Consider the following 13116-nt stretch of genomic DNA (forward strand, 5'->3'; position numbering starts at 1 on the left):
TCAGTCCTCGAGCCCGACCAGCGAGCGGGAAAAGGCGCGGGCGTCGAAGGGTTGCAAATCCTCGATCCCCTCGCCGACGCCGATCAGCTTCAGGGGGGCGTCCGACGCCTGGGCCACGGGCACCAGAACCCCGCCGCGCGCCGTGCCGTCCAGCTTGGTCATGACGATGCCCGAGACATAAGCGGCCCGGCCGAAAATCTGTTCCTGGGCGAGCGCATTGCGGCCGACGGTGGCGTCCAGCACCAGGAGGGTCTCATGCGGGGCGTCCGGATCGATCTTCTTCAGCACGCGAACGATCTTGAGCAGTTCGTCCATCAGGGCGGACTTGTTCTGCAGCCGGCCGGCGGTGTCGATCAGGACGACGTCATAGTTCTCGGCCCGGGCCTTGGTATAGGCGTCGAAGGCCAGACCCGCCGGATCGGCCCCGTCGCGGCGGCTCTCGAAGTCGGCGCCCGAGCGCTCGGCCCAGACCTTCAGCTGCTCGCGGGCCGCGGCGCGGAAGGTGTCGCCGGCGACGATCATGACCTTCGCCCCCTTGGCGGTCAGGTCGGCGGCGATCTTGCCGAGCGTGGTCGTCTTGCCCGATCCGTTCACCCCCACGAAGAGGACGACATAGGGTTTGATGCCTTCCGACAGCGGATCGAAGGTCGCCTGACGCGGCAGCAGCTCGGCGGCGACGGCCTCGGCCAGGGCCTCCTTGACCTCACGCTCGTCGGACACCTTGCCGAAGCGCAGGGCGCGGAAGCGTTCGACGATCCGGTCGGTCGCGGCCGGACCCAGATCGCTCTCCAGCAGATGCTCCTCCAGCCGGTCCAGCGCCGCCTGATCGAGCGGCTCCTTGACCAGGCCGCCGACGACCGTCTCGGTGATCTGTTTGGAGGATCGGGCCAGACCGTCCGACAGACGCTGGAACCAGCCCTTTTTCGGGGTATCGTTCATGAGAACGGCTTTAGCGGTCCGACGCCCTCAGGTCACGGACTAACATAGCCGCAGTTGGCGGAGCCGGGACTTTGGCTCTATATGAGCATAAGATCCCGAAGGACCGCGCCTTGGCCGAACTCCACGCCTTCCATTCCAGCCGCACCCACGGCTTCGTCCGCGTCGCCGCCGCGACCCCGGTCGTGCACATCGCCGATCCGAAATCCAACGCGGACGAGCATATCGCCCTGATCCGTCAGGCGGCCGAACAGGGCGTCGATCTGATCGTCTTCCCCGAGCTCAGCCTCAGCGCCTACGCCATCGACGACCTGCATCTGCAGGCGGCCCTGCTGGACGAGGTGGAGCGACAGATCCACGACGTCGCCAACGTCACCGCCGAGACCGGCGTGATCTCGGTCATCGGCGCGCCCCTGCGCAGCGGGGACAGGCTCTACAACTGCGCCATCGTTCTGGGCGAGGGACGGGTTCTGGGCGTCGTGCCCAAGACCTATCTGCCGAATTATCGGGAGTATTACGAAAAGCGCTGGTTCAGCCCGGCCGACGACCACCTGCCGGACCTCGGCGGCGAGTGGGGCGCGTTCGGCACGCGGCTGATCTTCGCGGCCGAGAACCGGCCCGGCTTCGTCTTCGGCGTCGAGATCTGCGAGGACTACTGGGCGCCCGTGCCGCCGTCGACGCGGCAGGCGCTGGCCGGGGCCCGCATCCTGCTCAATCTGTCGGCGTCCAATGTCGTGATCGGCAAATCGGATGACCGCGCCAACCTGTCCGCCAGCCAGTCGGCGCGGGCCATGGCCGCCTATGTCTTCACCGCCTCGGGTTGGGGCGAGAGCACGACCGACCTCGCCTGGGACGGTCAGGCGACGATCCATGAGCTTGGCGCGAAACTGGCCGAGGGGCCCCGGTTCGCGATGGAGTCCCATCTCACGGTCGCCGACGTCGACGTCGACCGGATCGGGCTGGAGCGGCTGCGCACCGGCACATTCGCCGACTGCGCCCGTCGCGAGCTGGACGAGGATCACGCCTTCGACATGGTCCTGTTCGAGGCCCGTGAGGACGAGGTCGCCAACGTTACCCTCCGGCGTCCCCTCGACCGCTTCCCCTTCGTGCCCGACGATCCGGCGCGGCTGGATCAGGACTGTTTCGAGGCCTTCAACATCCAGGTGCAGGGGCTGATGCGGCGCCTGAAATCCACGGGGTCGAAAAAGATCGTCATCGGCGTCTCGGGCGGGCTGGATTCGACCCAGGCCCTGCTGGTCGCCTGCCGCGCCTTCGACCGGCTGGGGATGCCGCGAACGGATATCCTCGCCTTCACCATGCCGGGCTTCGCGACCTCGGAGGGGACGAAGTCCAACGCCTGGACCCTGATGAGTTCGCTGGGCGTCACGGGCGCAGAGCTCGACATCCGTCCGGCCGCCGAACAGATGCTGAAGGACATCGGCCATCCGTTCGCGGACGGCCAGCCCGTTCATGACATCACCTTCGAGAACGTCCAGGCGGGTCTGAGAACGGACTACCTGTTCCGGCTGGCCAACCAGAACCACGGCTTCGTGCTGGGCACCGGCGACCTGTCGGAGCTGGCTCTGGGCTGGGCGACCTATGGCGTCGGCGACCATATGAGCCATTACAACGTCAACGGCGGGGTGGCGAAGACCCTGATCCGGCACCTGATCCGCTGGGTCGCGGACAAGGAACACGCCGGTCCCGCCGCCGACGTCCTGCACGCCATCCTCGCCACCGAGATCTCGCCGGAGCTGGTCCCCGCCGGCGCCGACGGCAAGATCCAGTCGACCGAGGCGACGGTCGGGCCGTATGCGCTGAACGACTTCTTCCTGTTCTACATCACCCGCTTCGGCCTGAAGCCGTCGAAGGTGGCCTATCTGGCGCATCAGGCCTGGGGCGATGCGTCGAAGGGCGACTGGCCGGCGCATCATCCGGAAGCGGATCGCGTCGAATACGACCTGCCGACGATCAAGGCCTGGCTGCGGAAATTCCTGATCCGCTTCTTCGCCACCAGCCAGTTCAAGCGCTCGGCCCTGCCGAACGGGCCCAAGGTCGTGACCGGCGGCAGCCTCAGCCCGCGCGGCGACTGGCGGGCGCCGTCCGACGGCAATGCGCGGGTCTGGCTCGACGAGCTGGACGCGAACGTTCCGGACTAGACGACCAGAGAGACCATCGACCCCGACAGGCCTGCCTCGCCCAGCGCCGTATCGACGGCCTCCAGAGCCTTGTCGGCGTCGGCGACCTCGGGGGTGTTCGGATCGCCCGCGGCCTTGGCGTCGGCTTCAGCCTTGGCCTTCATGGCCTTGAGCTCGGCCAGCAGCTGTTTGACCGTGGTGGCGAACTCGGAGTCCTCGCGGGCGCCGTCGGCCTTGCGGGCCTGATCGGCGTTGGCCGCCGCCTGGGCCGCCATGGCCGCGCGGTAGGGGTCCCTAAGCGCCCCGCCAGAGGAAGCGTCGGGGTTAGCCTCGGCGTCCGCATCGGTCGAAGGTTCGGCGCCTTCGGAGGCCGTGACGGTCGGGGCGGCCTCGCCTCCGGACGCGGTCGCCTCCCCGCCCGCCGCAAGGGTCGCGGTCGAGGCCATGCCAGCGTCGGACCCGGCGCCGCCCCAGGACTTCACGATCGATCCCAGTTCGCGGGCCAGCTGGGCGATGATCTTGCCGACCGCCTCGGGGTTGGCGGGCATGGACATCTTCAGCATCTGGATGCGGGCCTTGAGCTCTTCGGCCTTCTTCTTGGCGATGGCCTTGCGCTCTTCCGAGGCCTTGTCCTGACGGACGGTCATGGACTCGACGGCGGCCTTCGCCGCGCGGATCTTCTGCTCGTCGCGGCCCGAGATCGACGGCAGCGAAGCCGTGGTCGTGGCGGCGGTCGAGGAGACGATCGGGTTCATGGCGGCGGAGGGTTGGGCGATTTGCCCATCCGCACAAGAACGCCGGTGGGTGACGCGACCGCCGCCGTACGCTAACCCGAGGCCATGACCGACGCCCCGACGAAAGACTCCAACGGCAACCTGCTCGCCGACGGCGACAGCGTGACCCTGATCAAGGACCTCAAGGTCAAGGGCTCGGGCGGGGTGACGCTGAAGCGCGGCACGATGGTGAAGAACATCCGCCTAACCGACGACCCGGCCGAGATCGAGGCCAATGTCGAGAAGGTCCGCGGCCTGGTGCTGCGCACGGAGTTTGTAAGGAAGGCCTGACCGCGTCCTTCTCCCCTTGCGGGAGAAGGTGGCCGAGTGAAACGAGGTCGGATGAGGGGTCGTGCCGACGCCTGAGTTCGAGCCCCTCACCTTACAGGCCTGCGTGACCCCTCATCCGTCACGCTTCGCGTGCCACCTTCTCCCGCAAGGGGAAAAGGACGTGTTTCATCGCCCTCACGCGCCTACGCGCTGAAGTGGCGGGGAAGCGGCGGAGCACGGGCGATCTCGCCCGGGGCACCGTTGACGACGACCCTCGCGGATCGCCGCCTCTAAGGGGGAGTTTCGGCGTGGTCGCCCGTGCTCCGCTCGACCGTTTTTCGCAAGCGCCTTGGGGGAGGGAAGCTCTTCAGCCGGGAGCGGCGGGGGTCCCATTTGCCCGCCGCCTCAGGTTCACCCGGTTCGTCCCCGTTCCGCCGGCTCAGCCCACGACAGGCGAAGAGGGCCAGGAACCCCCTCCGGACCCGGGACTCTCCATGCCCCGGCAACCCCGCGATCGACCCCGCCGCACGTCCGGCTCCCGGGCCCGGGACGCCTTCCCCTCACGACGGGACAGGAGAGATTATACGGCGGGTTTGGGGTGTGCTGGATCGAATGGGGCGAGAAAGGCGGAAAGCCGGGCGGGCTTTGGGATTGGGGTGCTGAATTGTGATGGCTGAGGCGCTGGAGCTCGCATCCCTCTCCCAGAGGGAGCGGGAAAGGACAGCAAGATCAACGCCTGCCGCGATCCAGACCCTCCACACGAAAATAGAGGGACCGCCCCATGCCCGTAACCGCTATCTAGCGTCTTTACCGTCATCCGCGCCGGCAGAAACAAGGAATGCGGTACGGCTATTCGAGGGGGCATCCGCATATATGCGTCTTCCCCTGCGACGGGTCGAACGGATGCCTGTGTTGGGGGACAGTTAGCTCTGGCGCTTGCTTGCCACTAGCTTTGGCGGACTTGGTGGAGGGCCGTTTTCGGGTGCCGGTTGAGAAGCGTGAGGCCTAAGGAAGTCGCGCAAGATACGGCTAGGACCAGCACTATCTGGGAAAATTAGGGAGAAAATTATCGACCCAACGACACCTATAATGATGCCTACCGCCGCACCCACCATCTGCCGTCTCGCTTGAACCAAGCGTCGCTTCCAAGTCGGTGTGTTTGCCTGAACGATGTTGAATTCATTCAGCAAATCGATTTCAAGCTGATCCGCGTCGTTGAATAGAGCAATAAATCCCGCAAGAAAACCAGACGACCCGCTAATTTCGTCTCTCAGCAACACTCTACGGCGCGCAGTTAGATCATTACGCCTAACAATGAATGCTGCATCTATAGTACCGTGTAGTAGTTTTATTTCTCCGCAAAGACGAGATATGCGCTCCTTAATTGCTATAACAGAAAGCTTTAAGGCGTCTCGCTTTGCTCTCTCAATGTGCGATCGGCCCTTGTCCATCTCAGCTGTTGCGTCAGCGAGTGAATCAGCAACAAGGGCTCGGGCGAAATGCGTAAACGCATTTCGAATCTCATTGTTAACTTGCTCTGGATGCTTTTCGTTCAGCGCGACCGCCGCTGAGAAGAAGCTCATAAGTTCGCCGTGGACGTCAGATTCTAAAACATCCCCGATGTCTGTAAGAATCTGGCGCCGTTCGGCCGGGCGCATGGGCATTCGCTAGGGCTCTAGGTTGTTCAACCCTAGAACTTCAGCTTTGCAAACCACTTGTCAACTTGATTGCGCTTCGCGACCCGGCCAAGCGGAAGGTGCACGTTGCCCGTGAGAGCAACATGGTCGGGACGCACAATACCCACAGGAAAAGCGGAAAGGTCCGTATCAGCCGTGACCCCCCTGCGGGCCAGCCGGGCGCGCATTTCGGAAACCAGTTCCGCGCGCTCTTGAACTTGTGCTCGGGTCATGCCGAGCTCTCCGATTCTGATAGCCTGAACGATTGTATAGGCTTAGGCGTGAACCCTAAGTTAAGGGCGCAAAAAGGCGCACGCCTCACAAAGTGAGGCATGGAAACGAAGGCGGACTTATAGGGTTCCAAATAGGCCTGCACAAGCGCAGTTATCCACAGAAGCGAATCGAGAATGGCTTGAATTGCCAAGAATCTCAAGCCTGAGCCCAAATATGGTAGGTAAGGGAGGCTTAAAACCACAATCACTAGTGGATAACAGCCTTTTCCACATGAGTTGTGCGCAGCCCTTCAAGAAACTTCGGATGCGCGCGAGATGGGGCGTAACTTTCGGCAAAAATCTCACCTTCACGAACCCGGACGACTTTCGCAGCTCGGGTGACAGGAAAGCGCGGACCTCAGTGAACCCGCGCTTTCCCAATCTCCAGCCCGCCCTGGCCCGCTGACACGGCGATCACCGCTCCGTCCTCGAACTCACCGGCCAGCAGCTTCTTCGCGATCGGATCGACCAGATCCTTCTGGATCACCCGCTTGAGCGGACGCGCGCCATACACAGGGTCATAGCCCTTGTCGGCGAGCCAGGCGGCCGCCGTGTCGTCCAACGCCAGCGTGAGACGACGATCGGCCATCAGCTGTTCGAGGCGGGCCAGCTGGATGCGGACGATGCCGCCCATCTGTTCGCGCCCCAGGCGGCGGAAGAGGATGATCTCGTCGATGCGGTTGAGGAATTCGGGGCGGAAATGGGCCCGGACGGATTCCATGACATAGGGGCGGACGGTTTCGACGTCGTCGCCCTCCTGCTGACCCGCGAGCGCCTCCGACCCGAGGTTGGAGGTCATGATGATCAGGGTGTTGCGGAAGTCGATGGTGCGGCCCTGACCGTCGGTCAGGCGGCCGTCGTCTAGGACCTGAAGCAGGACGTTGAAGACATCGGGGTGGGCCTTTTCGACCTCGTCGAACAGGACGACCTGATAGGGGCGACGGCGCACGGCCTCGGTCAGGGCGCCGCCCTCGTCATAGCCGACGTATCCGGGAGGGGCCCCGATCAGGCGGCTGACCGAGTGCTTCTCCATGTACTCCGACATGTCGAGGCGGGTGATGGCCGCGTCGTCGTCGAACAGGAAGGCGGCCAGGGCCTTGGTCAGCTCGGTCTTGCCGACGCCGGTGGGGCCGAGGAAGAGGAAGGAGCCCAGCGGCCGGTTCGGGTCGTTGAGGCCGGCGCGGGCGCGGCGCACGGCGTCGGCGACGGCGGTCAGGGCCTCGTCCTGACCGACCACGCGACCGCGCAGGGCGTCCTCCATCTTGAGCAGCTTCTCGCGCTCGCCTTCCAGCATCTTGTCGACCGGGACCCCGGTCCAGCGGGAGACGACCTGGGCGATCTGTTCGGCGTCGACGACCTCTGGCGTCAGGGGGCCGGACTTGTCGGCCTCATTGGCTTCGGCCTCGGCGAGTTGCTTCTCGATGGCCGGGATCTGGCCGTAGGCGATCTCGGACGCGCGGCCGAGGTCGCCGTTGCGCTGGGCCAGGGCCAGGTCGGCGCGCAGGCGGTCGAGGGTCTCGCGCAGCTGGGCGCCTTGCCCGACCTTTTCCTTCTCGGCCTTCCAGCGACGGGTCAGGTCTTCGGATTCGACCTCGAGATCGGAGATGTCGTCCTCGAGGGTTTCCAGACGCTGTTTCGAGGCCGCGTCGGTCTCCTTCTTGAGGGCCTCGCGCTCGATCTTGAGCTGGACCAGACGGCGGTCGATCTCGTCGAGGGCTTCGGGCTTGCTGTCGACGGCCATGCGCACGCGCGACGCGGCCTCGTCGATCAGGTCGATGGCCTTGTCGGGCAGGAAGCGGTCGGTGATGTAGCGGTTCGACAGGGTCGCGGCGGCGACGATGGCGCTGTCGGAGATGCGGACCCCGTGGTGGACCTCATACTTCTCCTTGAGGCCGCGCAGGATGGAGACGGTGTCCTCCACCGAGGGCTCGGCGACGAAGACCGGCTGGAAGCGGCGGGCGAGGGCCGCGTCCTTCTCGACGTGCTTGCGGTATTCATCCAGCGTCGTGGCGCCGACGCAGTGCAGTTCGCCGCGCGCCAGGGCGGGCTTGAGCAGGTTGGAGGCGTCCATGGCCCCGTCGCCCTTGCCGGCGCCGACCAGGGTGTGCATCTCGTCGATGAAGAGGATGATCTGGCCCTCGGCGGCCGAGGTCTCGTTGAGCACGGCCTTGAGCCGCTCCTCGAACTCGCCGCGGTATTTCGCCCCGGCGATCAGGGCGCCCATGTCCAGCGACATGACCTTCTTGTCGCGTAAGGATTCGGGCACGTCGCCGTTGACGATGCGCAGGGCCAGACCCTCGACGATGGCGGTCTTGCCGACGCCGGGCTCGCCGATCAGGACGGGGTTGTTCTTGGTGCGCCGGGCCAGGACCTGGATGGTGCGACGGATCTCCTCGTCGCGGCCGATGACCGGGTCGATCTTCTGGTCGCGTGCGGCCTGGGTCAGGTCGCGGGCATAGCGTTTGAGGGCGTCATAGCCGTCCTCGGCGGCGGCTGAGTCGGCCGTCTTGCCCTTGCGGACGTCGGCGATGGCGCCGTCGAGCTTCTCGGGCGTGGCGCCGACGGACTTGAGGATTTCCTTCGCCACACCGCCTTCGCGGGCGATGGCGGAAAGCAGGCGTTCGGTGGTGACGAAGGCGTCGCCGGCCTTCTTCGAGGATTCCTCGGCGGTGGCGAAGACGCGGGCGGTGTCGCCGTCCAGATAGAGCTGGCCCGAGCCGCCGGAGACCTGGGCGCGCTTCTGCAGGGCGGTTTCGGTGGCGGTCTCGGCCTTGGCCGGGTCGCCGCCGGCGGCGGTGATGAGATTGCGGGCGAGGCCGTCGCGCTCCTCCAGCAGCACCTTCAGCAGGTGCTCGGGGGCGAACTGCTGGTGACGGCGCGCGAGGGCGAGAGACTGGGCCGACTGGACGGCCTGTTTGGCGCGGTCGGAATAGAGGTCGAGGTTCATGCGTGTGGGTGTCCCCTTGAGAGGCGGATTCCGTCCAGGGCGTCCTCTGAAGCAAGCAACGCGCCGTCCGGTGGTCGAGATTTGGGTGTGTCGGGGGGATCGCACAAGGGGGTTGAACCCCGACCCCGTGCTTCATGTTTCAGCGCTGTTACATACTGAACGCAAAGAGAAATATCCCGGACAGAGGTCGATTTCCAACGACCGGACGTTTCATCTTCATCGGACATTGCCGATCAAGAAGGAGACCTCTCATGCGCAACACCCGCACGATCCTGGCCGCCATGGCCGCCGGCCTGATGACCCTGAGCGCCATTCCGGCCACCGCCGCGCCGCAGTCGCACAACAACGCCCCGCAGCAACAGCAGCGCGGCAATGATCACGACAACCGCGGCGGCAATGGCGGCGGCAATGAATACGGGACCTGGAACACCGGCTGGGGCGCGCGTCCGCCGGCGCCGCCGCGCAGCTTCACCCGCCACAACGACTGGTATCGCCACGTCCGCGCCTGTTCGCAGCGCTATCGCAGCTACAATCCGGCGACCGACCGTTACACGGTGCGACGGGGCCAGACGGCAGTCTGTCGCTTGTAATCCTTGAGTAAACCCGCCGGAGTTGCAGGCTTCGGCGGGATGGGGGCAGGCGAGCGGTGAAATCTCACCTGCGGTGCAACGTCGCAGGGGGCGGGGTGTTCTTGGTGAACGCCGGGCAGGTCCCGGCCATCGGAGAAACGCTTATGAGAAAACTGCTGATCGCCGCCGCCGCCGGTCTCATGACCCTCAGCGCCCTGCCCGCGACCGCCGGGACTGCGTCCCAAGAACGGCCCTACAACGCCGGACCGATGCATGGTCCCGGCCCGCAGCACGGCCCCGGCCCCGTCGTCCGCCCGGGACCGGACGGCATGTACGGCACCTGGGACGACCATTGGGGCGCCCGTCCGCCGGCGCCGCCGCGCGGCTGGACCCGCCACAACGACTGGTATCGCCACGTCCGCGCCTGCTCGCAGCGTTACCGCAGCTACAACCCGCGCACCGACACCTATGTCGTCCGCCGCAACGTCTACGCCCGCTGCCGCCTCTAGGCTGAACGCGTGGTAGATGAAGACGCCCGCCGTAGCGATACGGCGGGCGTTTTCGCGTCCGGTTGTCAGGTCGCCGGAAGGCCGACGCGGCGACGCCAGGCCGGGTAGTCGCGGTCGATCAGGCCGGCGCCGGCGCCGTCGAAATAGTTGTAGCCGGCGCGACGTTCGCGATCGATGTCGGCGAAGTTCGCCTGGAACACCGAGGTGCGGTCGATGAAGATCGGGCGGTTGGTCCCCAACTCATAGAAGCGGGCCCAGAGGCGGGCGCCCGGCGCCGGGATCACGCGACGGTCGGGCTGCCCCTCGGCATTGGTGAAGCGCTCGACGGCGATGTCGGGAATGACGGTCGATCTGAACCAGGCCACCGAGCCCTCGACGGCGGCGATGATCTCGGGCGAAGGGTTGGGCACGCCCATCAGGAAGCGGGTGATGCCCACGCTCTCATAGCCCGAGAGCGACGGCGGCTCGAATTTGCGCGCCCAGGCCGGGGCCAGGGTGACCTCGTCATGCTGGGCGCACCAGACGGTCAACTTGCCGTCCTGTCTGATCTGGGTCTTGAGGATGATGTCGACGCCGCGCGCGACGGCCTCGGCCGCCTTCGCCTTGCGGCCCGCATCGACGAAGCCATAGGGGCCGGCGCCGTTGGAGACGTCGCGCAGGACGTTGAGCACCCGCACCATGGCGTCGTCGTTATAGGTGATGTGGGTGTAGTAGCCCGTTCGCAGCGGGAAGAACTGGGGCCAGCCGCCGTTCGGATACTGGGCCGCCAGGATCCAGTCGAAACCCTTGTCGAAAGCGGCGACGTAAGCGGCAGAGTTGGGGGCGCCGCCCGCGTGAACCACCCTGGCCAGGAACTCCATCTCCAGTGTGGTGGCCTGGTTGTCGATTGTGTCGCCGAGCTCTTCGTCCACGGGCGCCGCCGGGGGCGCGCTCATGTCCGTGTTCTTGGGCCAGGAGCCGTTGGCGAACTGATAGAGCAGGACGGTGTCGGCCAGACGCCGGGCCTCGGACGAGGCGTACCAGGCCGCGTCCTGACGCAGGACCGCGCTGCCCCAGCGGACGGGTGCGGCGTTCTGGGCGGCGACAGGCTGCGGTGCGCTCGCAACAGCGGGGGCGCAGGCGGCCAGAACCGCGAGCACGGGCACCATGGCCACGACGAGAGCGCGGCCGCGGACGGTCGATGAATACGGCATGGGGCTCCTCCCGAATGGACCTTGAGGCCCGCCCCGTTCCGTCCCGGACGGCGAGGTCTGCGCGGACGCTACACCAGCGTTGCGGCGCTGAAAAGACACCGGTGTCAGGAAGCTTTGAGCGGCGCTGTGCTGGCGTCCGTCTGAATCGGCGGGTAGCGTCGCCGTTCAGGTTTCGCCGGAGCTTTCCCCATGTCCATCCGTCTGTCGCGTCGTCAGGCGCTTTCGTCCGCAGGTCTGGGCATGGCCGGCCTGGCGGCGGCCCCGAACCTGGCCTGGAGCCAGACGGCGACCGCAGCGCCCGGCGCCGCCGCTGCGCTGGCCGACGCCGTCGACGCCTGGGTGAAGCGGGCCATGGCGGCCTTCCCGGATCAGCCGGCGATCTCCATCGCCGTGGTCAAGGACGGCCAGACGGTGCTGGCGCGCGGATACGGCGTCCGCAAGATGGGCGAGGCCCGGACTGTCGACGAACACACCCTGTTCGCCATCGCCTCCAACACCAAGAACGTCACCGCCGCCGCCCTGGCCATCATGGTCGACGAGGGCAAGGTGAAATGGGACGAGCCGGTCAAGACCTATCTGCCCGACTTCGCCCTGTCGGACCCCTATATCGGCGAGCACATCACGGTGCGCGACACGCTCAGCCACCGCGCCGGCTTCGGCCTGGGCGCCGGGGATCTGCTGTTCTGGCCCAACAGCGACCGGACCCGCGACGAGGTCGTGCGTCAGGCCGCCTTCGTGCCGATCGAGGACGGGTTCCGCGCGAATTATCACTACTGCAACCTCATGTTCGTGGTCGCGGGCGCGGTGCTGGAGAAGGTTTCCGGGATGCGCTGGGAGCAGTTCATCCAGACCCGGATTTTCGACCGTGTCGGCATGAGCGAGACCGTGCCGATGGCGACCCTGGCGGACCCGTCGAAGTCGGCCCTGCCCCACGCCCGGGTGGGGCCGCCGCTGCGGACCCACGGTCCGATGACCCTGATCGCGGAGTCGATCGCCGAAGTGTGGAACTGGGATTCGGCAGCGGCGGCGGGCGGCATCTGCACCAATCCGGTCGACTGGGCCAAATGGATCAATGTCCGCCTGTCGATGGGCAAACTGCCGGACGGGACGCGCCTGTTCTCGGAAGCGGCGGCGAAGGAGATGTGGAAGCCCAACATCATCGTCGGCAGTTCGGAAGGCCCGACGGCGGCCATGCCGGGCCGGGCCATCGCCTCGACCTACGCCATGGGCCATCAGGTGCAGGACTATCGCGGCGAACGCTATATCAGCCACGGCGGTGGTTCGCCGGGCGGCATCTCGGCGACGGTGATGATCCCGGGGCGCAACGTCGGCTTCTCGGTCTTCTCCAATGCCGAAGAGGGCCAGCTTCTGCGCGCCCTGCGCTCGGGCATCGCCGACATCTGTATGGAAAAGGGCGGTTCGTTCGACTGGATCGCCGACTCGGTGCGTCTCGCCGCCGAAGCCGAGCCCAAGGCGATCAAGGCTGCCGCCGACATCGACGCCCGTCAGGCCGCGGGGACCAAGCCTTCCCTGCCGCTGGAGGCCTATGCCGGGACCTGGCGCGATCCCTGGTACGGCGACATCACGCTTGAGGTGAAGGACGACGCGCTCTGGATGGCCTTCACCCACACCCCGACCCTGAAGGGGCCGGTCGAGCCCTATGACGGGGAGACGATGCGCACCCGTTTCCTCGACAAGCGCGAGGAGGACCTGCTGGTCACCTTCGCCCTGGAGAACGGCCGCCCGACCACGGCGACGATGAAGGCCCTGAGCCCGGACGCCGATTTCTCGTACGACTATCAAGACCTTAGGCTGACAAAGGTCTGATCGTGG

11 protein-coding genes are annotated in these 13116 nt (G+C 66.2%); 5 read left to right on the forward strand and 6 right to left on the reverse strand.

Annotation, left to right across the window (positions count from 1 at the left end; all coding sequences use genetic code 11):
* On the reverse strand, positions 1-939 hold the full coding sequence (ftsY, locus tag AC1ROD_RS00165; protein ID WP_492946243.1) for a signal recognition particle-docking protein FtsY: 939 nt from the start codon (positions 937-939) through the stop codon (positions 1-3).
* Between the two features lie 110 nt (positions 940-1049).
* Between ftsY and AC1ROD_RS00170 the strand changes: the two genes are divergently transcribed.
* The gene (locus AC1ROD_RS00170; RefSeq protein WP_492946244.1) at positions 1050-3095 is read left to right on the forward strand and encodes an NAD(+) synthase; all 2046 of its coding nucleotides are present in this window, start codon (positions 1050-1052) and stop codon (positions 3093-3095) included.
* On the opposite strand, the gene AC1ROD_RS00175 is transcribed toward AC1ROD_RS00170, so the two are convergent.
* Positions 3092-3829 (reverse strand): hypothetical protein, encoded by a 738-nt coding sequence (locus AC1ROD_RS00175; RefSeq protein ID WP_492946245.1) that lies wholly within the window; start codon positions 3827-3829, stop codon positions 3092-3094. The genes AC1ROD_RS00170 and AC1ROD_RS00175 overlap by 4 nt on opposite strands.
* Before the next feature lie 84 nt (positions 3830-3913).
* On the opposite strand from AC1ROD_RS00175, the gene AC1ROD_RS00180 reads away from it, so the two are divergent.
* Entirely contained in the window at positions 3914-4138 is a 225-nt protein-coding gene (locus AC1ROD_RS00180; RefSeq protein WP_492034428.1) for an alkylphosphonate utilization protein, read from the forward strand.
* A 902-nt stretch (positions 4139-5040) separates the two neighbouring features.
* Here the strand turns inward: AC1ROD_RS00180 and AC1ROD_RS00185 are convergent.
* The 3 genes from AC1ROD_RS00185 to clpB form a co-directional block, all read right to left on the reverse strand.
* Complete coding sequence (locus tag AC1ROD_RS00185; protein WP_492946246.1) at positions 5041-5781, reverse strand: hypothetical protein; 741 nt, start codon at positions 5779-5781, stop codon at positions 5041-5043.
* Positions 5782-5807: 26 nt separating this feature from the next.
* On the reverse strand, positions 5808-6026 hold the full coding sequence (locus AC1ROD_RS00190) for a hypothetical protein (protein WP_492946247.1): 219 nt from the start codon (positions 6024-6026) through the stop codon (positions 5808-5810).
* A 397-nt stretch (positions 6027-6423) separates the two neighbouring features.
* Positions 6424-9012, reverse strand: a complete 2589-nt coding sequence (clpB, locus tag AC1ROD_RS00195; RefSeq protein ID WP_492946248.1) for an ATP-dependent chaperone ClpB — start codon at positions 9010-9012, stop codon at positions 6424-6426.
* Between the two features lie 251 nt (positions 9013-9263).
* On the opposite strand from clpB, the gene AC1ROD_RS00200 reads away from it, so the two are divergent.
* Positions 9264-9602, forward strand: a complete 339-nt coding sequence (locus AC1ROD_RS00200) for a BA14K family protein (RefSeq protein WP_492946249.1) — start codon at positions 9264-9266, stop codon at positions 9600-9602.
* A 143-nt stretch (positions 9603-9745) separates the two neighbouring features.
* Positions 9746-10090 carry a BA14K family protein gene (locus AC1ROD_RS00205; RefSeq protein ID WP_492946250.1) on the forward strand — a complete coding sequence of 115 codons (345 nt, stop codon included), beginning with the start codon at positions 9746-9748 and terminating at the stop codon, positions 10088-10090.
* Between the two features lie 65 nt (positions 10091-10155).
* Here AC1ROD_RS00205 and pelA read toward each other — a convergent pair whose 3' ends face one another.
* A complete protein-coding gene (gene pelA / locus AC1ROD_RS00210; protein WP_492946251.1) occupies positions 10156-11283 on the reverse strand; it encodes a pectate lyase in 1128 nt (375 codons plus the stop codon).
* Between the two features lie 189 nt (positions 11284-11472).
* Here pelA and AC1ROD_RS00215 point away from each other — a divergent pair, with 189 nt between their 5' ends.
* Positions 11473-13110 (forward strand): serine hydrolase, encoded by a 1638-nt coding sequence (locus AC1ROD_RS00215; protein WP_492946252.1) that lies wholly within the window; start codon positions 11473-11475, stop codon positions 13108-13110.
* The last annotated feature ends 6 nt before the right edge of the window (positions 13111-13116 follow it).

Source organism: Brevundimonas sp. GW821-FHT12E07, from assembly GCF_058807035.1.

Coding starts and splice junctions, on each gene's coding strand:
- ftsY (WP_492946243.1), bottom strand. CDS start 939: ATGAACGATACCCCGAAAAAGGGCTGGTTCCAGCGTCTGTCGGACGGT.
- AC1ROD_RS00175 (WP_492946245.1), bottom strand. CDS start 3,829: ATGAACCCGATCGTCTCCTCGACCGCCGCCACGACCACGGCTTCGCTG.
- AC1ROD_RS00180 (WP_492034428.1), top strand. CDS start 3,914: ATGACCGACGCCCCGACGAAAGACTCCAACGGCAACCTGCTCGCCGAC.
- AC1ROD_RS00185 (WP_492946246.1), bottom strand. CDS start 5,781: ATGCCCATGCGCCCGGCCGAACGGCGCCAGATTCTTACAGACATCGGG.
- AC1ROD_RS00190 (WP_492946247.1), bottom strand. CDS start 6,026: ATGACCCGAGCACAAGTTCAAGAGCGCGCGGAACTGGTTTCCGAAATG.
- clpB (WP_492946248.1), bottom strand. CDS start 9,012: ATGAACCTCGACCTCTATTCCGACCGCGCCAAACAGGCCGTCCAGTCG.
- AC1ROD_RS00200 (WP_492946249.1), top strand. CDS start 9,264: ATGCGCAACACCCGCACGATCCTGGCCGCCATGGCCGCCGGCCTGATG.
- AC1ROD_RS00205 (WP_492946250.1), top strand. CDS start 9,746: ATGAGAAAACTGCTGATCGCCGCCGCCGCCGGTCTCATGACCCTCAGC.
- pelA (WP_492946251.1), bottom strand. CDS start 11,283: ATGCCGTATTCATCGACCGTCCGCGGCCGCGCTCTCGTCGTGGCCATG.
- AC1ROD_RS00215 (WP_492946252.1), top strand. CDS start 11,473: ATGTCCATCCGTCTGTCGCGTCGTCAGGCGCTTTCGTCCGCAGGTCTG.